This window comes from Arthrobacter sp. 10N43, from assembly GCF_056394525.1.
This window is the reverse complement of sequence record NZ_JBFTIA010000013.1, coordinates 1-22,459: the sequence shown is the minus strand read 5'-3', so window position 1 is coordinate 22,459 and position 22,459 is coordinate 1. Positions and strand designations below refer to the sequence as shown.

16 protein-coding genes and 1 rRNA gene are annotated in these 22,459 nt (G+C 67.8%); 10 read left to right on the top strand and 7 right to left on the bottom strand.

Annotation, left to right across the window (positions count from 1 at the left end; genetic code table 11):
* Positions 1-86 precede the first annotated feature (86 nt).
* From AC1DDO_RS18970 to galK, 8 genes are all read left to right on the top strand, one after another.
* Entirely contained in the window at positions 87-1,403 is a 1,317-nt protein-coding gene (locus tag AC1DDO_RS18970) for an ABC transporter substrate-binding protein (RefSeq protein WP_476867914.1), read from the top strand.
* Between the two features lie 62 nt (positions 1,404-1,465).
* A complete protein-coding gene (locus AC1DDO_RS18965; protein ID WP_476867913.1) occupies positions 1,466-2,416 on the top strand; it encodes a carbohydrate ABC transporter permease in 951 nt (316 codons plus the stop codon).
* Complete coding sequence (locus AC1DDO_RS18960; RefSeq protein WP_476972506.1) at positions 2,413-3,372, top strand: carbohydrate ABC transporter permease; 960 nt, start codon at positions 2,413-2,415, stop codon at positions 3,370-3,372. Before AC1DDO_RS18965 ends, AC1DDO_RS18960 begins: the two co-directional genes overlap by 4 nt.
* A 2-nt stretch (positions 3,373-3,374) precedes the next feature.
* On the top strand, positions 3,375-5,504 hold the full coding sequence (locus tag AC1DDO_RS18955; RefSeq protein ID WP_476972505.1) for a beta-galactosidase: 2,130 nt from the start codon (positions 3,375-3,377) through the stop codon (positions 5,502-5,504).
* 9 nt (positions 5,505-5,513) lie between these two features.
* The gene (locus AC1DDO_RS18950; protein WP_476972504.1) at positions 5,514-6,344 is read left to right on the top strand and encodes a DeoR/GlpR family DNA-binding transcription regulator; all 831 of its coding nucleotides are present in this window, start codon (positions 5,514-5,516) and stop codon (positions 6,342-6,344) included.
* A 119-nt stretch (positions 6,345-6,463) separates the two neighbouring features.
* The gene (locus AC1DDO_RS18945; RefSeq protein ID WP_476972534.1) at positions 6,464-8,722 is read left to right on the top strand and encodes an alpha-galactosidase; all 2,259 of its coding nucleotides are present in this window, start codon (positions 6,464-6,466) and stop codon (positions 8,720-8,722) included.
* A gap of 2 nt (positions 8,723-8,724) precedes the next feature.
* On the top strand, positions 8,725-9,933 hold the full coding sequence (gene galT / locus AC1DDO_RS18940) for a galactose-1-phosphate uridylyltransferase (protein ID WP_476972503.1): 1,209 nt from the start codon (positions 8,725-8,727) through the stop codon (positions 9,931-9,933).
* The gene (gene galK / locus AC1DDO_RS18935; protein ID WP_476972502.1) at positions 9,930-11,093 is read left to right on the top strand and encodes a galactokinase; all 1,164 of its coding nucleotides are present in this window, start codon (positions 9,930-9,932) and stop codon (positions 11,091-11,093) included. Before galT ends, galK begins: the two co-directional genes overlap by 4 nt.
* Positions 11,094-11,169: 76 nt before the next feature.
* Here the strand turns inward: galK and AC1DDO_RS18930 are convergent, their stop codons facing one another.
* Together AC1DDO_RS18930 and AC1DDO_RS18925 are read right to left on the bottom strand one after the other, a co-directional pair.
* Positions 11,170-12,159, bottom strand: coding sequence for an LLM class flavin-dependent oxidoreductase (locus AC1DDO_RS18930; protein WP_476867907.1), 990 nt, complete (start codon positions 12,157-12,159; stop codon positions 11,170-11,172).
* Positions 12,160-12,402: 243 nt separating this feature from the next.
* Positions 12,403-13,203, bottom strand: a complete 801-nt coding sequence (locus tag AC1DDO_RS18925; protein ID WP_476972501.1) for a glycoside hydrolase family 25 domain-containing protein — start codon at positions 13,201-13,203, stop codon at positions 12,403-12,405.
* 147 nt (positions 13,204-13,350) lie between these two features.
* Between AC1DDO_RS18925 and AC1DDO_RS18920 the strand changes: the two genes are divergently transcribed.
* On the top strand, positions 13,351-15,078 hold the full coding sequence (locus tag AC1DDO_RS18920; RefSeq protein ID WP_476972500.1) for a helicase HerA-like domain-containing protein: 1,728 nt from the start codon (positions 13,351-13,353) through the stop codon (positions 15,076-15,078).
* Positions 15,079-15,211: 133 nt separating this feature from the next.
* On the top strand, positions 15,212-16,204 hold the full coding sequence (locus tag AC1DDO_RS18915; RefSeq protein WP_441411192.1) for a hypothetical protein: 993 nt from the start codon (positions 15,212-15,214) through the stop codon (positions 16,202-16,204).
* Positions 16,205-16,359: 155 nt separating this feature from the next.
* On the opposite strand, the gene AC1DDO_RS18910 is transcribed toward AC1DDO_RS18915, so the two are convergent.
* The 5 genes from AC1DDO_RS18910 to rrf all read right to left on the bottom strand — a co-directional run.
* Positions 16,360-17,148 carry an endonuclease domain-containing protein gene (locus AC1DDO_RS18910; protein WP_476972499.1) on the bottom strand — a complete coding sequence of 263 codons (789 nt, stop codon included), beginning with the start codon at positions 17,146-17,148 and terminating at the stop codon, positions 16,360-16,362.
* A gap of 49 nt (positions 17,149-17,197) precedes the next feature.
* A complete protein-coding gene (locus AC1DDO_RS18905; protein ID WP_476972498.1) occupies positions 17,198-19,156 on the bottom strand; it encodes an NHL domain-containing thioredoxin family protein in 1,959 nt (652 codons plus the stop codon).
* Entirely contained in the window at positions 19,153-21,327 is a 2,175-nt protein-coding gene (locus AC1DDO_RS18900; protein ID WP_476869857.1) for a bifunctional copper resistance protein CopD/cytochrome c oxidase assembly protein, read from the bottom strand. Before AC1DDO_RS18900 ends, AC1DDO_RS18905 begins: the two co-directional genes overlap by 4 nt.
* Positions 21,328-21,471: 144 nt before the next feature.
* On the bottom strand, positions 21,472-21,759 hold the full coding sequence (locus AC1DDO_RS18895; protein WP_011776355.1) for an HU family DNA-binding protein: 288 nt from the start codon (positions 21,757-21,759) through the stop codon (positions 21,472-21,474).
* A gap of 606 nt (positions 21,760-22,365) precedes the next feature.
* Positions 22,366-22,459: ribosomal RNA gene (gene rrf / locus AC1DDO_RS18890) — 5S ribosomal RNA — on the bottom strand; the annotation flags it as partial.

Sequence of the window (22,459 nt, the reverse complement as noted above, 5' to 3'; positions counted from 1 at the left end):
GCTACTTGACGTTCTTTATTGTGCGATTATGATTGCTAATCATGTGAGCTGCTTCACGCCACCCGCGTTATTTCAAAGGAGAAATTATGACCATGCATGAAGACGCACTGCTTCGGGCCTCCAGCCAAGGCGGGTGGGACCGGAGGACGCTGCTGAAGACATTCGGCGCCGGAGCAGTCGCGATGGCCGGCATTCCGCTGCTCACAGCCTGCACGGGCGGCAGCGCCCCTGCCAGCAGCGGATCCAACACGGCTACCTTCGGCTCAGGATCCTCGGACGAGGTCCCCAAGGCCGCCTACAAGGCGGTGACCGATGCTTTCCAGAAGAAGTCCGGCGTCGCCATCACCACCAACGTGGTGGCGCACAACGACTTCCAGAACAAGATCAACACCTACCTCCAGGGCAGCCCGGACGATTCGTTCACGTGGTTCGCCGGCTACCGCATGCAGTACTACGCCGGCAAGGGACTGCTGGCCCCGATCGACGATGTCTGGGAAAAGGTCGGCGGAAACTACTCGGACGCCCTGAAGAAGGCGTCCACGGGCGCCGACGGGAAGATGTACCTGATCCCGAACTACAACTACCCCTGGGGCTTCTTCTACCGGAAGAGCCTCTGGGCGGAGAAGGGCTACACCGTCCCCACGACGTTCGATGAGCTGAAGGCCCTCGCCACCAAGATGAAGGCCGACGGCCTGATCCCGATTGAGTTCGCGGACAAGGACGGCTGGCCCGCCATGGGCACCTTCGACTACCTGAACATGCGCCTGAACGGCTACCAGTTCCACATGGACCTGACCGCGCACCGGGAAAGCTGGGACCAGAAGAAGGTCAGCGATGTCTTTGACACCTGGAAAGCCCTGCTGCCCTACCAGAACCCGAACGCCCTCGGCATGACCTGGCAGGACTCGGCGAAGTCCCTGGCGGACAAGAAGTCCGGCATGTACCTGCTCGGATCCTTCCTCACCCAGCAGTACACGGACAAGGCAATCGCCGACGACATCGATTTCTTCCCGTTCCCCGAGGTCGCGGTGGAAGGCCAGGACGCCATCGAGGCACCGATCGACGGCCTCCTGCTCTCCAAGAAGGGCGGCCAGAACCAGGCCGCCCGGGACTTCCTGGCCTACGTCGGCACTCCGGAGGGGCAGGACGTGTACGCCTCCGTGGACTCGTCCAACATCGCCACCGCCAAGGGCGCGGACACCTCCAAGTTCACTCCCCTGAACAAGAAACTGGCCGAGGCCATCAGCGGCGCCAAGAACATCAGCCAGTTCTTCGACCGCGATGCCCTGCCCGCCATGGCCAACAACGTGATGATCCCGGCCCTGCAGTCCTTCATCAAGGACGGCAACGTGGATGTGAAGAACCTGGAAGCCCAGGCCAAGTCCCTGTACGCCGCGCAGTAGCGGCGTATCTGCCCGCATTTCAACCGCATTTCACCCTGCATGTCCCAAGGCAAGGAATCTCCATGAGTGTCTCTACCAGTCCGTCCGCGCGGGGGCGCAAAGCAGTCGCCGCCCCCGCGCGGCGGGTTCGGCGGCTGTCCCGCCGCGACAAAGTGGTGCTCGGCATGATGGTGGGCGTCCCCACGCTGATCCAGCTCGTGTTGGTCTGGATCCCCACGCTCATGTCGGTCGGGCTGTCCTTCACCCGCTGGAACGGGCTGGAGCTGACCGACATCAAACCCGCCGGCGTCGAGAACTACCAGTTCGTCGCCCAGGACTACCCCCCGTTTTGGCCGGCCGTGCAGCACAACGTGCTGTGGCTGGCATTCCTGGCACTTGTGGCCACTCCGCTGGGGCTGCTGTTGGCCGTGCTCCTGGACCAGAACATCCGCGGCACCAGGATCTACCAGAGCATCTTCTTCGCCCCGGTGATGCTGTCCCTGGCCCTGATCGGGATCATCTGGCAGCTGTTCTACAACCGTGACAGCGGCCTGTTGAACTTCGTCCTCGGCACGGCGGGTACACCGCAGGCCGTCGACTGGTTCGGGGACTCCAGCGTCAATATCTGGGCCGCCCTCTTCGCCGCCACCTGGCGGCACGCCGGCTACGTCATGATCCTGTACTTGGCCGGGCTCAAGGGAGTGGACCCGACCCTGCGCGAGGCGGCCCAGATTGACGGTGCCAATGCGGTGCAGACCTTCTTCCGGGTGATCTTCCCGGCCATGCGCCCGGTCAACGTCATCATCATCGTCATCACCGTCATCGAATCCCTCCGGGCCTTCGACATCGTCTACGTGATCAACCGCGGCACCAACGGCCTGGAACTCATCAGCGCCCTGGTCATCCAGAATCTTGTGGGCGAGGGCCAGGTGATCGGCATCGGCTCCGCGCTGGCCGTCATCCTGCTGGTCATCTCGCTGATCCCCATCACGTTCTACCTCTCCCGCGCGTTCGGAAAGGACAAAGAGGCATGAGCATCGCCCATCCCACCGACGCCGCAGCCGGCACCCCGGCGGACGCCCGGCAGCGCAGCTCGGGCGCGGGCAGGACCGGCCCCGGCCGTCCGGCCAAGAACAAGCAGGGCAAGCGGCACTACGGCACCCACATCTTCCTCACCGTCATGGCGGCGATCTGGCTGGTCCCCCTGGGCTGGGCCATTTTCACCGCCCTGCGGCCCAAGGCGGACACGGACAAGTACGGCTACTTCAGCACCGGCGGGGCCTTCAACTTCGACAACTTCACCCAGGCCTGGACGCAGGGCGGGTTTGCCAAGCTGTTCTGGAACTCCGTGCTGATCACCGTCCCGTCCGTGTTCCTGATCCTGTTCTTCGCCTCCATGATGGCGTTCGCCGTGAGTAGGGTGAGCTGGAAGTTCAACATCACCCTGCTGATCATGTTCACGGCCGGAAACCTGCTTCCCCCGCAGGTGCTCGCGGCGCCGCTCTTTGAAATGTTCAAGCACTTCGAGCTGCCGTACGCCTTCAGCGACTCCGGGAACCTGCTCAACACCTACATCAGCGTGATCGCCGTGGACACGGCCTTCCAGATCGGCTTCGTGACCTTCGTGCTCTCGAACTACATGAAGGCCCTGTCCCCCGAACTGACCGAGGCGGCCCTGGTGGACGGTGCCGGCGTCTGGCGCCAGTACTGGGACATCATCCTGCCGCTGTGCCGCCCGGCGCTGGCCGCCATGGGCACGCTCGAAGTGATCTTCATTTACAACGACTTCTTCTGGCCCCTGCTGTTCATCCAGAGCGGTGACCGTCTTCCGGTGACCACCGCCATCAACAACCTCCAGGGCCAGTTCCTCTCCAACTACAACCTGATCGCCGCCGGCGCCATGATCACGGCCGTTCCGGCCCTGATCATCTACCTGCTCCTGCAGCGCCATTTCGTGGCGGGCCTGACCCTCGGCTCCAGCAAAGGATAAACGTGGACAACAGCTCCAACCCCAACAACGCCATGGACTACATCACCGCCCGACTCGGCGCCGACGGCGCCCCAATGCTGGCCTTCGGCGGGGACTACAACCCGGAACAATGGCCCGAGGAGACCTGGGAGGAGGACGTCGCGCTGATGCGCGAGGCCGGCGTCAACCTGGTCAGCGTGGGCATCTTCAGCTGGTCGCTGCTGGAGCCCTCCGAGGGCGTGTACGAGTTCGGCTGGCTGGACCGGGTCCTGGACCTGCTGCACGCGAACGGCATCCGGGTGGACCTGGCGAACGCCACGGCATCGCCGCCGCCGTGGTTCAGCCACAAGTACCCGCAGTCCCTGCCTGTCACGGCCGACGGCGTGCGGCACAGCTACGGTTCGCGACAGGCCTTCGCGGCCTCGAGCGCCGAATACCGCCGGGCCGCCGCGGCGCTGACCGAGCAGATCGCCGTCCGGTACAAAGACCATCCCGCCGTCGTGATGTGGCACGTCCACAACGAGTACGGCTGCCACAACCAGCCGGACTTCTCCGACGGCGCCGCCGCCGGCTTCCGGCGCTGGCTCGAACGCCGGTACGGCAGCCTCGAGGCGCTCAACGCCGCCTGGGGCACGGCCTTCTGGTCCCAGCGCTACTCGGCCTGGGAGCAGATCCTGCCGCCGCGCACCTCCGGGACCTGGGTCAACCCGACCCAGCAGCTGGACTTTGCCCGCTACTCCTCCGACGAGCTGCTCGAATGCTACAAGGCCGAGGCCGCGATCATCCGCTCGCACTCGGGTCACCCCGTGACCACCAACTTCATGGGGTTCAACATGGGCCTGCACCAGCCCGTGGACTACTGGCGCTGGTCCGAGGAGATGGACGTGGTCTCCAACGACCACTACCTCATCGCCGAGGACCCCCGGAACTTCCAGGAACTGGCGGCGACCGCGGACCTCACCCGCGGCTGGGCCAAGGGCAAGCCGTGGCTGCTCATGGAGCACTCCACCTCCGCCGTGAACTGGCAGCCCCGCAACATCGCCAAGGCGCCCGGCGAGATGCTGCGTAATTCCCTGCAGCATGTTGCCCGCGGTGCCGACGGCGCGCTCTTCTTCCAGTGGAGGGCCTCCCGCGCAGGCGCCGAGAAATTCCATTCCGGGCTGCTCCCGCATGCCGGCACGGACACCAAGGTGTGGCGCGAAGTGGTCCAGCTGGGGCAGGCGCTGCGCAGCCTGGCGGAAGTCAGCGGCTCGGTGGTCACAGGCGCGTCCGGCCGGGTGGACGTCGCCATCCTCCACGACACTGATGCCCGCTGGGCCTCGGAGCTGGACTCGCACCCGAGCGTGGATGCCTCCAACATCGCCGAAACCCGGCGCTGGCATGATGCCTTCTACCGCGCCGGGATCCCCACCGACTTCCGCCAGAGCACCGAGGACCTCTCCGGCTACCGGCTTGTCGTCGCCCCGATGCAGTACCTCATCAGCGACGCCGGCGCCGCGAATCTGGACGCGTACGTGCGCTCCGGCGGCCACCTCGTGGTGACCTACTTCTCCGGTATCGTGGACGAAAATGACCACATCAGGCTTGGCAGCTACCCCGGCGCGTTCAGCGGACTGCTCGGCGTCCGGATGGAAGAGTTCTTTCCGTTGCGCGGCGGCGAAAGCGTCCGGCTCAGCGGCTTCGGGGCGGGCACGTGCTGGAACGAGCTGGGGCGGGCTACCACCGCTGAGGTCCTTGCGGCCGTGGACGAGGGGCCGGCCGCCGGTTCTCCGGCCGTGACCCGCAACCGCGCCGGCAGCGGCCGCGCCTACTACGTCGCCACGACGCTCGCACCGGAGGGCCTGGGCGAGCTGCTGACCCTTATTTGCGCCGACGCCGCGGTGCAGCCGCTCGTGCCGGAATTGCCGGACAATGTCGAAGTCGCCCGGCGCAGCAAGGACGGGACCGACTGGACGTTCTGCATCAACCACGGGGCGCACGAGGTCCGGCTGCCGCTGGGCGGCGTCGACCTGCTCACAGGCGCCGAGCTCGACGGCGGGCTCGGCCTCCCGGCCGGAGGTGTCGCCGTCGTCCGTTCACGGGCCGCCCAACTGGTCGCCACGTCCGCCGGCAAATCAAACCAGTCAAGCCTTCCAAACCACTCAAGCCAGTAAGGACTCCACATGCTAGCCGCAGCCCGTCATTCAGCCATCCTCGCAGAGGTCCAGCGTGAGCGGATCGTCCGCGTCGCGGACCTCGCCAAGATGCTCGGTGTCTCGCTGATGACCGTGCGGCGGGACATCGAGTCCCTCGACGCGGCGGGCTCCGTGGAGAAGATCCATGGCGGGGCAAAGCTGCCAGGCGGGGCCGGAACCCACGAGCCAGGCTTCGAGCTGAAGGTGACCCAGCTCAAGGACGAGAAAATGGCGATTGCGCAGGAGGCGGCCGCCCAGGTGCGCGAGGGCATGGCGGTGGGACTCAGCGCCGGCACCACCACGTGGGCGCTGGCGCAGCTGCTGTCCGCCGGGCCGCGGATCACGGTGGTCACCAACTCGGTCCGGATCGCGGATGTCTTCCATCAGAGCTCGTCCGCGTCCACGGTGATCCTCACAGGCGGCGAGCGTACCCCCTCCGATGCCCTCGTGGGGCCGCTGGCCACCTCCTCGCTCAAGCAGCTGCACCTGGACGTGCTGTTCCTCGGCGTCCACGGTGTTGACGCCGACGCCGGGTTCACCACACCAAACGTGCTCGAAGCCGAAACGGACCGGGCTTTCGTCACCGCGGCCCGCCGCGTTGTGGTGCTGGCCGACCACACGAAGTGGGGGACCCTGGGCATCAGCACCATCGCCAGCCTGGAGGACGCTGACGAACTCATCAGCGATGACCTCCTCGGCAGCGAGGCCCGGCGCATCCTCGGCGAGCGCGTCGGACGGCTCCGCCTGGCCCGCACCGGCGACGACCCGCACGGCGCGGTTGACCGAGCCGCAGCCACCCCCGCAGCAGCCGCAGGCTGACCCCGCACGGCCCCCGCCCGCCCCCAACCACTACGCCTGGAGCTGCCGTGAACAACCCGGACCTCACTCTTGCCGCCGAGACCCTCGCCCTGGGTGTCCCGGCCCTGACGTCGTCGGATCTGGAGCCGTTGCACCTGCGCCGCTCCGGAACATCCCTGCTCATTGACTTCAGCACCGGAGAGGCCGCCATGCTGCACTTCGGCTCCGACCTCGGCCCGGCCCTGCCGGACCTTTCACTGCTGGGCGACGCCGTGCCGCGCTCCGCCCACGACGTCCCTGTCACACTCGGACTGATCCCGCAGGCATCCTCCGGCTGGCGCGGGCGGCCCGGCCTCCGCGGGCACCGGAACGGCCAGGCATTCTCGGCCCGCCTGCGCGTTGTTGCTGTGGAACGCACCGAAGGGGAACAGTGCTCTGCGGTCATCACCCAGGCCGACCCCGACGCCGGTGTCACCGTCCGCACGGAGATCAGGATCAACGACGGCGGACTGCTCCAGCTCAGGCACCGGCTCGAGAACGACGGCGCTGAACGGTACAGCCTGGACGAGCTCGCGGCCGTGCTGCCGCTGGGCCGCGCCGCCACGGAGATCCTGGACCTGACCGGCCGCTGGTGCCGGGAGTCCCACCCGCAGCGCCTGCCGCTGCGCCAAGGCACGTGGGTCCGTTCGGGCCGGCACGGGCGCACCGGCCATGACGCCTCGCTCCTGCTGGCGGCCGGCACCCCCGGATTCGGCAACCGCCACGGGCAGGTCTGGGCCGTGCACCTGGGCTGGAGTGGCAACCACGAGAGCTTCGTTGACGCCGCTGCGGACGGCCGGACCGTGCTGGGCGCCTCGGAACTGCTCGGTTCCGGCGAGATCAGCCTGGCCCCGAACGCCAGCTACGAGACGCCGTGGTTGTTCGCGGCGTACTCCGCCGCGGGGCTGGACGGCATCAGCGACGCGTTCTACTCCTGGTTCCGCGGGCGCCCGCACCACCCCGGCGTGCGGACCGGCAAGGCACGTCCGGTGGTGCTCAACGTCTGGGAGGCGGTGTATTTCGACCACCGGATGCCGGTGCTGCTCGAACTCGCAGCATCGGCAGCCCGGCTCGGCGTGGAACGCTATGTCCTGGACGACGGCTGGTTCCGCGGCCGGCGCAACGACCGGGCGGGCCTCGGCGACTGGTACGTCGACGAGGAACTGTGGCCCGGGGGCCTGACCCCGCTGATCGATGCGGTCACCGGCCACGGCATGGAATTCGGCCTCTGGGTCGAACCCGAAATGGTCAACGAAGACTCGGACCTGGCCCGCGCCCACCCGGACTGGATCGCCGGACCGGCACCCCGGACGGCCGGGGACAGCCTGTCCGGCGGGGACAGCCCGTCCGGCGGGGACAGCCCGTCCGGCGGGGACAGACCGTCCGCCGGGGGCAGGCTGCCCATGCAGTGGCGGCACCAGCAGGTCCTTGACCTGGTCAACCCGGAGGCCTGGCAGTACATCTTCGACAGGCTGGATGCCTTGTTGAGCGAAAACCGGATCAGCTACCTCAAATGGGACCAGAACCGGGACTTGACCGAGATGGGCCACGACGGACGCTCTTCCGTGCATGCCCAGACGCAGGCCGTCTACCGGCTCCTCGACGAGCTCCGCCTGGCCCACCCGGATGTCGAGATTGAAAGCTGCTCCTCCGGGGGCGCCCGGGTGGATCTCGGTATCCTCGAACGCACTGACCGGGTCTGGGGCTCGGACTGCAACGACGCCCTGGAACGGCAGACCATCCAGCGCTGGACCGGCGTGGTGGTGCCGCCGGAGCTCGTCGGATCGCACATCGGCCCCACCACGAGCCACACCACCGCGCGAACGCACGATCTCTCCTTCCGGGCAATTACAGCGATGTTCGGCCACTTCGGGTTGGAATGGGATGTCCGGCACCTCACGGACTCCGAGCGCACCGAACTTGCCGGGGCGATCGCACTGTACAAGCAGCATCGTCCGCTGTTGCACAGCGGGCGGATGGTCCGCGCCGACGAGCCCGACCCGGCCCTTCGGCTTCACGGCGTTGTGTCCCACGATGGCGGCGAGGCCCTCTACGCGCTGGTGTCCGTGGCGACGTCGTTCGCCGAAGTTCCGGGACGGATCTGCATGCCTGGACTGCTTCCGGAAGCCACGTACCGGGTGGACGCGGTGTACCCCGCGGCCGGGGACAAGCGGGCGTTCCTGCAGGCGGTGCCCCCGGCATGGCTTGCCGGCGGCATCGAGGCGACCGGACGTTTCCTGGCGGAGTCCGGCCTCCCCATGCCGGTCCTCAACCCGGAACACGGGTTGCTCCTGTCCGTCCGCCGTGCCAATGCCGCCGATCCAACCGCATCCGGCGGCGACCCCGTGAGGAGCTCCTGACAATGGGCCAGATTACGAAACGCTCCTACAAGCTCTCCGACGGCCGGGACATCATCTACTTCGATGATGCCGATACCGTCCTGCCCCCGGAACGCGGGGACGATCTCCGCGAGCCGGCGGTCCGTCCGCCCACGGCGACCATGCGCCAGGACGTCCTGACCGGGGAGTGGATTTCGATCGCGGCCGCCCGGCAGAACCGGGTGGTCCTGCCCCCCTCGCACCTGGACCCGCTGGCCCCCGCCTCGCCGGAGAATCCCTCGGAAATTCCGAGCCCCTATGACGTCGCCGTCTTCGAAAACAAGTCCCCGTCCTTCGGACCGGCTCTGGCGGGCGACGCCGCCGCGCCGGCCGGCCTGGACGACCTCGCCCTGGTGGGGCTGGGGCGCAGCCGGCAGTCTGTAGGCCGGTGCGAGGTGGTGTGCTTCTCGCCGGAACACACCGGATCCCTGGCGGCGCTGCCGCTGTCCCGGATGCGCACGGTGGTGGAGGCGTGGGCGGACCGGACCGCCGCGCTGTCCGCGCTGCCCGGCGTCGAACAGGTTTTTCCGTTTGAGAACCGCGGGGAAGCGATCGGCGTGACTCTGCACCACCCGCACGGTCAGATCTACGCCTATCCGTACATCACGCCTCGCACGGCCCAGCTGGTCCGCACGATCGAAAGCTACGGCGGCCCGCTGTTCGAGGACATCCTCAGCTTCGAGCAGAAATCCGAGCGGGTGCTGCTTCAGGGCGAGCACTGGACGGCGTTTGTCCCGTTTGCCGCCCGCTGGCCTCTGGAAGTGCACATCCTCCCGCACCGGCACGTCCCGGACCTTGCCGCCACGACGGAGCAGGAACGCGACGAGTTCTCCCTGCTGTACAGCCGGCTCCTGCGCGGCGTCGATGCCCTCTACGACACTCCCACCCCGTATATTTCGGCGTGGCACCAGGCCCCCGTCCATGCTCACCGGGAAGACATCCGGCTCATGCTGCAGCTGACCTCGCCCCGCCGGGAGGAGGACAAACTCAAGTATCTGGCCGGTTCCGAGGCGGCGATGGGTGCGTTCATTGCGGACATCCCGCCGGAAGCGGCCGCCGCCCGGCTCCGCGAGGCGATGGAAACGGCAGGTCTCGAGCCGTTCCGCCCGGACCTCCCCGAACTCGAACTCCCAGCAACAGAACTCCCAGCAACAGAACTCCCAGCAACAGAACAGGAAGCCGCCCAGCCATGAACAAGGTCCTTCGGCTGGGAAGCGAGTACTTTGCCAGCCAGTTCGGCGGCGCGCCGGACGGGTTGTGGTCGGCGCCCGGGCGGGTCAACCTGATCGGCGAGCACACGGATTACAACGACGGCTTCGCGTTTCCGATCGCCATCGACAAGCGCACCACGGTGGCGGCCCGCGTCCGGGAAGACCGCCTGCTGCGGGTCACGAGCAGCTCGTTCCCCGGCATGGTGGAGGTGAACCTCGATGACGTGGACCCGGATGCCCTCACCGGCTGGGCGGCCTACCCGCTGGGCGTGGCCTGGGCGATGTCCCTGGCGGCGGCGGGCGGCGCCTCCGGGCTCTCCGGCATGGACCTGGCGCTGACCTCGGATGTCCCGGCCGGCGCCGGGCTGTCCTCCTCTGCCGCCGTCGAATGCGCGGTGGCCCTGGCCTTGAGCGATCTCTGGGGGCTGGGGCTGGACCGGCCGGAGCTGGCCCGGATCGGCCAGCTGGCCGAGAACAGGGTGGTCGGCGCGCCCACCGGGATCATGGACCAGTCAGCCTCGCTCCTGGGCGAGCCGGATCATGGCATCCTGCTCGACTGCCAGAGCCTGAAGACCGAGAGCGTAGCCCTCGGGTTCGCCGGCGCCGGGGTGGGGCTCCTCGTGATCGACACCAGGACCAGCCACTCCCATGCCGACGGCGGCTACGCCAGCCGCCGTCGTTCCTGCGAGGACGGCGCCCGCCGCCTGGGCGTCGGCAGCCTCCGGGCTCTGGGCCCGGAGGACCTCCCGCGGGCAGCGGCACAGCTCGACGGACAGACTTACCGCCGGGTCCGCCACATCATCACGGAAAACCAGCGGGTACTAGACACCGTCGCGGCGCTGCGGACTTCCGGCGCCGCCGCGATCGGCCCGTTCCTCAACGAATCGCACGTGTCGATGCGCGACGACTTCGAGATTTCCACCGCCGAGCTCGACCTCGCAGTGTCCAGCGCCCAGAAGCTGGGTGCGATCGGCGCGCGCATGACCGGCGGCGGTTTCGGCGGCGCGGCCCTGGCACTGGTCCGGAACGGCGACGCCGGGACAGTGGCCGAGGGCATTGCCCGCGACTTCGCCCGGGCGGGGTACACCGCCCCGCACATCTTCCCCGTCACCGCGTCGGAGGGAGCCCGCCGGGAACTGTAGCCAGAGACGGCGCCGCGCGGGCGCCGGTCCTGGACTGACGCTCCGCGGCGCCGTCAGGCGTTCGGCTCTTAGGCCGCTACGCCCGGACGAGCCGGGCGGCGTCTGCCAGAAGCTCCACGGAACGGAGCCGGGTCTCGGTGCCGGTGCTCTGATGGGCCACGATCAGCTCGTCGGCGTCGGCGTGCTCCGTGAACTCCTCGAGGTACGCCAGCACGGCATCGGGAGTGCCCACGGCGGAGTACTTCATCATCTGCGCCATGTGCTGGCCCTGGGGCGAGTCCAGGATCATGTCCGCCTCGTCGTCGCTGAACACGCGTCCATTGCCGAAGAACAGTGAGACCCTGGCCCGTTTGGTGGCCTGGAACATGGCCTGGGCTTCAGCGGCGGAGTCCGCGGCGATGACGTTGACGCCGGCGATCACGTGCGGGACGTCGAGCTGCGCCGAGGGCCGGAATTCGCGGCGGTACGTGGCAACCGCGTCCTGCAGCGCATTGGGCGCGAAATGGGAGGCGAAGGCGTAGGGCAGGCCCAGCTGGGCTGCCAGCCTGGCGCCGAACAGGGACGAACCCAGGATGTACAGCGGGACGTTGGTGCCCTTGCCCGGGGTCGCCTCGACGCCCTGGATGCGGGTGGGTCCGGTCAGGTAGCCCTGGAGCTCCAGGACGTCCTGCGGGAAGCTCTCGGCCGACATCGGGTCACGGCGCAGGGCCCGCATGGTGTTCTGGTCGCTGCCCGGGGCCCGGCCCAGCCCGAGGTCGATCCTGCCCGGGTGCAGGGTTTCGAGGGTACCGAACTGTTCCGCGATGGTCAGCGGCGAGTGGTTGGGCAGCATCACGCCGCCGGCGCCGAGCCGAATGCTGGAGGTGTGCGCCGCGACGTGCGCGATCAGCACACTCGTGGCGGAGGAGGCGATCGCGGACATGTTGTGGTGCTCGGCGTACCAGATCCGACGGTAGCCCCGGTCCTCGGCGAGCTGCGCCATGGCCACGCTGCCGGCGAAGCTCTCCGCCGCCGTCTGGCCCGGGCCGATGGTTGCGAGATCAAGGATGGAAAGCGGAACAGTCACGGAAAAGCCGGCCTTTCGTAGCGGAGCAGTGTGCGGGCCGGAGTTGGGAACTGCGGTCCTGGCGGCACCGGGTTTCCGGCGCGGGCACACTGGCATCAACGACGGCGGCCCCCGGGATATTTCTGCACATTTTCCTGCGCATGTTTCTTGCCCGGTACGGCCAGCCTGCGGCCGGCCGCACGCCTCCTGCTACGTGCCTGCCTGCCTGCTACATAGGCTTTCGCAGATCAGTGAATCAGCGGGTCAGCTGCATGAGTAGTTGTAATCGAGTCCGCCGGAAATGTACTGCGTCATCGAGACACGGCTGCGCGGGGTCAATCCGGGGAGGGCGCAGTTCTTCTTGGCGCCGGCCGCGGATCCCGCTCCCGCAAGCCAGCTCGGCAGTCCTGCCAGCGGGCTGGTGAACTTAACGGTTCCGGCGATCCTCCCCCACTGATAGGGGGTGGAGTAGAGGCCCACGCGGGCGCCGATCCGCTTGAAGTAGGCGGTCATGCCTTCGAGGACTGCGACGTTGGCTGCCTTGTCTGACTGCCAGGTGTTTTCCGTTTCCACATCCAGCCACCAGAGGTAGGTCTGAGGGTTGCTGACGCCGCGGCGCCTGGCGTCGTCGGACGCTTTGGCCCATCCGTACATGTAGGAGCAGGCTTTGAACGACCCCAGGGCGCAGTTGCCGTAGGGGTTGGCGACCTTCACCCCGCTGTAGGTGTTCGATGTGGGCCACCAGGACCCCTTCAGGCCGGGGTTGGCCGTATTGACGTACAGGGCCACCCGCGGCTGCGACGTCGCTGCGGGAGACTTCGCTGTCTTCGCCCAGGCCAGCTGGCTTGCCAGGCACGGGTTCGTGTTGTTGGCCAGGCCGTAGTTGACGCCGACGACCGCGAAAGCGGGCTGCTTTGGCAGCGTCTTGCCGCACTGCGGCCAGGACACGTCGATGCCCGGTCCCGGGGAGGTGGCCGTGGCGGCCGAGGCAGCGCCTCCACCCAAGAAGACAAGGCAGAGGGTTATGACAAAGGCCAGTACGATGCGCGGGAACGAGTTGGGCATGCCACAGTCTAAAGCAAGAAAAACAAATCGGTGGCGTAATTCTGTCACGGCGCCGGTGCGCCGCCGACACGGTCACACAACTCGCCACCGCCGAATAGGCCGGCTTGAGCCGGGTCCGGGAACACCGGACCCGGCTAAGCTAACCGCATGGCCATCAAATCCACTGCAGACAAAGTCGCCACGATCCAGAAGGGCTACACCCTGGACGGCCCGACGATCGAGCTCGGGGCGGCAATCGTCGACGGCGAACTCCACAAGGACGCGCCCGTCCGGCTGCCGCTCGCGATGATGAACCGGCACGGCCTCGTGGCCGGGGCAACGGGCACCGGCAAGACAGTCACGCTCCACATGATGGCCGAACAGCTTTCCACGGCGGGCGTGCCCGTGTTTCTGGCCGACATCAAGGGCGACCTCTCCGGGCTCGCCACCGCCGCCACAGGCAGCGAGAAGCTCCTGGCACGCACTGAGAGCATCGGCCAGGCATGGTCGGGGAAGACCTTCCCGGTGGAGTTCCTGGCCCTCGGCGGCGATGGACAGGGCATACCCGTCCGCGCCAGCATCACTTCCTTTGGCCCCATCCTGCTCTCCCGGGTCATGGACCTGAACGAGACCCAGGAATCCAGCCTGCAGCTGGTCTTCCATTTCGCGGATAAGAACAACCTGGAGCTGATCGACCTCAAGGACCTGCGTGCCGTGATCCAGTTCCTGACCTCGGCCGAGGGCAAGGACGCGCTCGAGGAACTCGGCGGCCTCTCTAAGGCAACCGCCGGTGTGATCCTGCGCGAACTGATCACCCTCGAGGCGCAGGGCATGGAAAAATTCTTCGGCGAACCCGAGTTCAACACCGCCGAACTGCTGCGTACCGCACCTGACGGCCGCGGCGTGGTGAGCTGCCTGGAATTGCCCACCCTGCAGACCACGCCGATGCTGTTCTCGACATTCCTCATGTGGCTGCTCGCAGATCTCTTCGAGGACCTGCCTGAGGCCGGAGACCTCGACAAGCCCAAGCTCGTGTTCTTCCTGGATGAGGCGCACCTGCTGTTCAACGGCGCTTCGAAGGCCTTTCTCGACGCCATCACCACTACCGTCCGGCTCATCCGGTCCAAGGGCGTCGGCATCTTTTTCGTGACGCAGACCCCCAAGGATGTCCCCGCGGACGTCCTGGGCCAGCTGGCAAACCGGGTGCAGCACGCCCTCCGCGCCTACACCCCGGAGGACGCCAAGGCGCTCAAGGCCACCGTCTCCACCTTTCCCACCAGCGACTACGACCTCGAGGAGACCCTCACCACCGCCGGCATCGGCGAGGCGGTCATCACGGTCTTGAACGAAAAGGGGGCGCCGACGCCCGTGGCCCTGACCCGGCTCCGCGCCCCGGAGTCCGTCATGGGTCCCAGCACCGATGCCCTGATTTCCAGCACGGTCGCTGCCTCCGCCCTCCTGCCCAAGTACGGCACCGCCGTCGACAACATCTCGGCGTACGAGAAGATCACCGGGAAGGGCGCTGCCCCCACCGGGCCGGCCGCCGGGACCGCTCAGCAGGGTGCCGGGACCCAGGGAGGGGCCTCCGCCGGCGGACTGGACCCGAACGCCATCGACGCCGAAGCCCGACGGATCGAGGAAGAAGTCCTCGGCCGTCCCAGCAGCCGAACCAGCAGCAGTCCTGCGCCGGCACCAGGGATGCCGCCCGAATACGGGGAGGCGCCCGAGCGGCGTGCCCCCCGGCCGGCACAGCCCACAGGCGGCGGCATCGGCGGCGACCTCGCGGGGGCCCTGGGCGGCGGCCTCCAGAGCATGGCCCGCTCGCTGGGGACCCAACTCGGCCGGGAACTGCTGCGCGGCGTGTTTGGCACTTCCTCGAGGCGCCGCCGACGCTAGCGGATGACTGCCGTTGCTGCCCGCCGGAGGTCCGGGGCACTCTAATCGGGCGCGGCCGCCATGGTCCGCGTCACAGAGGCGGTCCTTGACACGGAGATTCCTGTGGGGTGCAGGTAACGTAAGAATCGTGCAGATGAGTCAGGCCTTGGTCAAAATCGCAGCAGCGTGGCTGCTGGGACTGATGCTTGCCGTGGCCGGAGCCATCGTGTCGATCAACCTGGTGAACGACTCCATTGCCGGGCCGCAGCAGCCCGTCCGCGAATATCTCAGCGCCCTGCAAAAAGGCGAGGGCGAAAAAGCCCTGGGCCTGCTGCGCGCCTCCGTGCCGGACAGCAACCCGGCGATGCTCGACGGAACCGCCCTGCAAACTGCGGCCTCCCGCATCTCAGACGTCAAGCTCGGCGACGCCGAAGAGCGCGGTGCGAACCGGGTGATGGTGCCCATGGACTACACCATCGATGGCAGCCGGCTGCGGACCGAGTTCCTGCTGGAGCGTTCCGGCACCGAGTGGCTGTTCTTCCACAAATGGTCCTTCGTCCCCGCTGCGCTGCCCGTCCTGGACGTCACGGTGGTCAACTCCAGCGAGGCAACCGTCAATGGCGTTCCGGTGAACATGCCCAACGGCCGCAACTCCTTCGCGGTCTTCTACCCCGGCGAGTACGAGGCCTCACTGAACGGCCAGTACTTCTCGGCCCCGCCCACCCGGGCCACCGTCGCCGGAGAGGAAGCGCACCCGGCCTCGCTGAACCTGCTGACTGAGGCCACCGGTGCCCTCAAGGACGCCGTGAGTGGCAAGGTCAAGGACTTCCTGGACTCCTGCGCCCAAGAGGCCGACAAGCAGCAGAAGCTGCAGCCCGACTGCCCGTTCTATCACGCCACGAACAACCGGGTGATCGACGGGACCATCCACTGGAGCATCACGGACTACCCCACCGTCAGCATCGAGCCGTTCGGCGGCCGCTGGGTCGTGTCCCCCTTGGACGGCAAGGCCCGGATCCAGGGCCGCCAGGTGGACCTGTTCTCGGGCGCCGTATCCGACATCGACAGCGTCCACGATTTCAGCTTCACCACCCGCCTGGACATCGACGGCGACACCGTCAAGCTCACCCCGCAGCTGAACTACTAGGCTCCCGGCTAACTCCTGGAACCCTGGCTGATTCCCACGGCGCCGGGCCCCTTCCCGTCATGCAGGGCAGACTTTGAACCCGTCGCTGGCCCGGCTCCCGGCAAATCCGCGGATTTCTTCTCCCTCGGTGCCAGATAACCTGCCGGCCGTGACGCCTACCCGGGTGCCTTGATGCCGGCAAGGACAGCGAGGACCTCCGCCACCATGTCCGCCGGGTTGTGCACCACGTCCGCATAGTAGTAGCGGAGCACCGCGTATCCTCGGACCACGGAGCGGTTGTTGCGGCGCTGCTCTTTCTTCACCTGAGCCCATTCGCCGTGATGGCGTCCGTCGAGCTCCACTATCAGCCTGCCCTCAAGCAGCAAATCAACAGAACCGACGCCGCCGATGTGCACCTGCCCTTCCACGCGGATACCGGCTTGCCGGAAATAGGTTCGCGCCAGGGTTTCGAGCAGCGATTCCGCGCCGCGGTCCACCCAATTCAGGACCTCCCGGGCCCGGCCATTGCGCGTCCCGGGCAGTCGCCGTCGCAGGAAGTCCAGCGTCATGTCACCCCTGCCGACCGCGCACTCCACCATCACCAGGGACTCGCGGAACGGCAGCCACCTCAGCGCATGGATGAGGACATCGCCCAGGGCCGCAACCGGCCGGTGCGGATCCGGGGCGAACAGCAGTCCGCCGTGTCCCGGCTCCCCGCCTGCCGCACCCCCGCGCCGGTGGTACACATGCCGGGGCCCGGGCTGCTCCAACGCCCACAACCCGTAGAACGGCGCGGCGCTCACACACGTGAGCAGCTGCCTGCGCTGGAGCAGCGCAACATAGTCAGGGTCCGCCGTCGGAAGCGCATACAGTCCCCGCGATGGTTGCACGACGCCGGCCCTCACCGCCCGCCGCAGCGCGGCCCGAAGAAAGCCGAAAGGCTGCTGTCCGTGACGCGGGGTCACGGGCAGCAGCCTTTTGATCAGCACCGGCGCAGCGGCCAGGTGTTGCGGCTCAGTCCATTCCGCGCAGGTCCAGGACCAGCTCGGTGTCGCCGTCGGCCTGCAGGAGGACGGGGATTCCCCAGTCCTGCTGGTACAGGTGGCAGGCCGCGTGGTCCGGGATCTCGCCGTCGGCGTCTTCGGGGCCGTCGCACGCCGCCGCGCGGGCGGTGATGTGCAGGACGCCTTCGGGAACGTCGGAGGAAAGTTCCAGGGTGCGCAGGAGCCCCACGGACGTCCCGCCGCCGGAGACCAGCAGTTCGGGCGGGGTGGAGGAGATCTTCAGCTGGGTGGGATCGCCCCAGCGGTCGTCCAGTTTCTGTCCGGTGGGCGCCGTGAAGCGCACGGCCAGTTCGAGCAGCCCGGGCGCCACAGGGCTCTTGGGCCGGTGGGTCTGCGCGGCGCCCTCGTCCACCTGCTGGGCTTCCTTCGGGATGGGCACGTAGACGAGTTGGTGCTTGTTGGCCTCGACCACCACCAGCAGCGGTTCGGCCCCGGCAACATGGGTGTGATCCACAATCACGTCCGAGGGCTCGGACAGTCCGCGTGCCAGCGTGGAGACCGTGCCAGTTGCGGGGTCGTAGCGGCGGACTGCGCCGTTGTACGTGTCGGCAATGGCCACGGAGCCGTCGGGAAGCACCGTCACGCCGAGCGGGTGCTGCAGCCGCGCTTCGGCGGCGGCGCCGTCGCGGAAACCGAAGTCGAACAGGCCCTTGCCCACCGCCGACTCGACGGTGATGCTGCCGGCGTCGTCAATGACGAGTTTGCGCAGGGCGGAGGTCTCGGAGTCAGCCACCCAGATGTTGCCGTCAGCGTCTTCGGCCAGGCCGGAGGACTGGGCAAACCAGGCTTCGGCGGCCGGGCCGTCCAGGAGCCCTTCGAGGCCGTTGCCGGCGATGATCTTCACGGCGCCGGAGGTGGGTTCGAAACTGAAGATCTGGTGCACGCCGGCCATCGCCACCACCACGGCGTTCAGTTTGGTGGACCAGACGACATCCCACGGGGAACTCAGCGATACCGCAAGCGGGTCCGCCTCGAGCCGGGAACCGTAGGCTGCGCCTTCCTCGTCCACCCGGGCCGGGCCGGTTTCCAGCAGCCGCTGCACGCCGTTGCCGGCAAGTGTCCGGACGGTTCCGTCCGCGAGGGACAGTCCGCGGAGCCGGTGATTCACGGAGTCGGCAATCACGACGTCGTAGCCGGTGTCCGCGGCGACGGCCTCGGGCAGCAGCACCAGGCCCTGCGGTTCATTGAACCGGGCGGTGGCGGCGTTGCCGTCGGCGTGGCCCTTGTCGCCGGAGCCGTACGTGGCCAGAACCGTCTCAAAGTCGGTGGAGAGCTCCACAAGCCGGTGGTGGCCTGTGTCGGTCACCAGCCATGACCCGTCCCCGGCGCTTCCGACGCCGCGGCCGGCAGGAAGGTACAGGGCCTTGCCCGGGAAGCGCAGCGTGCCCGACGTCGGCTCCGGCGCCACGTAGGGGCCGTCGCCGCGGTGCAGGGTGCCCTTGGCCTCGTGTTCGGCGATGAGTTCGGGGATGAGCACGGCGAGGCCGTCGGCGTGGCCCTCACCGGAGAGGTGCGCCACGATGTAGCCCTCGGGATCGATGACCACCAGGGTCGGCCACGCCCGGGCCGTGTAGGCCTTCCAGGTGTCCAGTTCCGGGTCGTCCAGGACCGGGTGGCGGATCTCGTAGCGTTCGACGGCGGCGGCCAGCGCCACAGGATCGGCCTCGTGCTCGAACTTGGGCGAATGTACGCCAACGGTCACAAGGACATCGGAGTACTGCTGCTCCAGCGGGCGGAGTTCGTCCAGGACATGCAGGCAGTTGATGCAGCAGAACGTCCAGAAATCCAGCAGGACGATCTTGCCGCGCAGGGATTCGAGGTCCAGGGATTTGCCGCCCGTGTTCAGCCAGTTGCGGCCCACAAGTTCGGAGGCCCGGACCCGGAGGTGGGTGCGTACGGTTTCGGTCATGAGCGTCCTTCCAGCTTTGAATTGCGTTCGGCAAGCCTGGCATCGCGCTCGGCCAGCTTGGCAAACATATCGTTGTAAGCAGTGAGATCGGCGTCGTTATTCCTGTCCGCCGCCCGGTCCGTGCGCTTGGACTCCCGCGCGTCGGAGCGGGACCACATGACGGCGACGCCGATCGCCACCAGCAGGGTTGGCACTTCACCGATGCCCCAAGCCACGGCACCGCCCATCTGCTGGTCCAGCAGGGCACTGACTCCCCATGTCCGGCCCAGGTTGCCGAAGTAGTCTGCGGCCAGCAGCCCGGTGCCGCCCATGATGGCGACGCCGAAGAACGCGTGGAAGCCCATGGTGGCCAGCAGGATCAGCAGCCGCATGGGGTACGGTGCGCGGCGCGGCAACGGGTCGGTGCCGATCATGGTGAGCACGAAGATGTAGCCGGTGAGGGCGAAGTGCAGGTTCATCAGTTCGTGGCCCACGTGGTCCCGCATCGCGTAGCCGAACGCGTCCGAATAGTAGAAGAGCACGATCGAGCCGGCGAAGTTGGCGGCGGCGAACAGCGGGTGGGTCACCAGTTGCGAGAACTTCGAGTGGATGAAGATCAGCAGCCACTCGCGCGGTCCGCGGGAGCTGTCGCGCCGCGGCGTGAGTGCCCGGAGCGCCAGCGTCACGGGGGCGCCGAGGACCAGGAAGATGGGGGCCACCATGGTCAGGGCCATGTGGTCCACCATGTGCGCCGAGAACAGGACCCTGCCATAGACCGACGGCGGGCCCGAGGTCACGTAGATGAGGACCATGAGGCCAATCACCCAGTTGATGGTCCGGAACCAGGACCAGGAGTCTCCCCGTTTCAGCACCTTCCGGACACCGAGGGCGTAGGCCGCGAGGCCAAAGATGGCGACGGCGATCCAGAGCCAGTCGAGCCGCCACTCCGTGAGCCAGCGTTCCGGCGTCAGTTCCGGGGGCAGCTCGTAGCCGGAGAGGATGAAGGCCGGCGACGCGTCGGGGGCGAAAGTGGTGGGCTGCGGCGGGGCAGAGCGTCCCAGCGCCACGGCGATCCCGGACGTCACTCCCATGACGAGCAACTCCACGATCACCAGCTGCCACAGCACACGGCGGGCGGAGCTTCCCATGGCGCGGTTGCCCAGCTGCGGGATGACCCAGCGGCGGTGCATGAACCCGATGCCGCCGAGCACCAGGACCGCCGCCGTCTTAGCGAGGATCAGTTGCCCGTAGGCCGATCCAAAGAGGTCGGCCCAGGAGGTGAGGCGGATGCTGGCGTTGATCACGCCGGAGGCGAAGACCAGGATGAAGGCGAAGCCCGCCAGGGAGGAGAACCGGCGCAGGGTTGGCTCGGTGATGTCCGCAGTTCCGGAAGAGGCCCCTGAGTTGCGGCTGCCGGCACCTGTGCCGCCCAGCACGCCCGAGAGCACTGCCAGCATGATGATGCCGCCCACCCACGCCGAGACGCCCACCAGGTGCAGGCCGAGCGAGTTGATGGCGCCCTCGTGGTCACTGGAGCTTGAGGAGTGTCCGATCAGCGCAGCGGGGACCAGCCCGATCAGCGAAAGGACCAGCGTCAATGCCAGGCCTCCGCGGGACCGTACGCCGAAAAGGGCGGTGGTGACGACCGCCGCGATGATCACGACAGCCAGCCAGGCGCGTCCCGTTTCGATATCCGTCATGAAGTACACGAGCGAGCGGGTGAATTCCGGATCCCCGGATAGGCCCTGCCCTGCAATGTCCGAATAGCCGAGGACCAGCACGGCTATGGCGGAGAGGGTCCAGACGGCGCCCGCCGCCGCGGCAACGGCCAGGGCCCGGCTGAAGGCCGGGTGCTCCGGGGCGTCCCGGTCCTTGGACCGGGTGCCGTTCCTGTTCATCGGCAGGATCCCGACGGCGAAGATGAGTCCGCCGATCACGGTGGCCACGGCGACGTTGTGGACAGCCTTGCTCACCGGCAGCCCCCAGCGCACCAGCGCACCCGGGTCCGAGACTTCGCGGGCGGCTGCAGCGCCGGAAAAGATGAGAGCCGCGGCCAGTCCCACGAACAACGCGCCAAGGCCGGCGATCAGCCACGGCCGGCCAACTCCGCCGGGACCGGAACCAGGGCCGCGTGCGTCCCCCGGGGGGACGGGCGCTGCGGTTGTGGGCGTGGGATTTGCTGCGGAAGGCACACCTCCATTGTCCGCTACGCCGCCCTGCGCAGCGAATCGGCGCCGGAGGCCCGGTTCGAGCGGAGCAGGCCCGCAAAACGGCCGGGGGACGCAAAAGGAGCGGCAACCCGAGGGTTGCCGCTCCTTTGAAGCCTGAGAAGAAGACTACTTCTTCTTGGCGACTGCAGCCTTCAGCTTGGAGCCGGCGGTCAGCTTGACGCTGTGGCCAGCGGCAATCTGGATGGTCTCGCCGGTCTGCGGGTTGCGGCCGGTGCGAGCTGCACGGTCGGTGCGCTCGACGGCGAGCCAACCCGGGATGGTGATCTTTTCGCCCGCGGCGACAGAGGTCTCGAAGACCTCGAACAGTGCGTCGAGCACGGAGTTGACTGCTGCCTGGCTGGTGCCGGCCTTGCCTGCTACCTCTGCAACAAGTTCACTACGGTTCTTAGCCATTTATGTCCTCCTGGACGGTCATGATTTCTGGAGCCTGCACACGGCATGCGTACAAACCACTGTTCGAAAACTTACCAGCTTGGCGCCTTAGAGGTGGCAAATTCCGCGTGTTTTCGGCGTTTTTTGGGGAAAATCACTGGAATCGGCGCCGATCGCAGGTGAAATTGCGCCGAGAGCGGACGCCTCGCTGCCGGCTGCCTTTCCGACAGGTCCGCCGACGCCTCCGCCGGGTTTCCCACTGGCGGACTTTCCGCGACCAATTGAGGTGCCCGGAGGCGTACCGGTGGGGTGTGGGGCCGGTTGGCGTGGTGTCCGCCCCGGTGTCCGGGAGGGGCCTGCGGGCCTGCCCGGTGCGGCGTGGGGGCGGTTGGCGGGGTGCCGGGGGCGGGTGTCAGGGATGGGCCTGCGGGCCTGCCGGGTGGGGTGCGGGGGGTGCCGGGGCGCTGGTGCCGGGGGTCCGGCGCCGGCAGCGTCCTGGCCGCGGCAGCGGGGTCCTGGCCGGCGCGTTCCGGCGGCCTGGCCGGCAGCCGTGGCTGTGGCCGGAAAGTGGCGTTAAATGCGGGAGGACCCCCAACATGTGTTGGGGGTCCTCGACCGTTAATGATGTTCCGGCGGTGACCTACTCTCCCACACCCTCCCGGGTGCAGTACCATCGGCGCTGTGGGTCTTAGCTTCCGGGTTCGGGATGGGACCGGGCGTT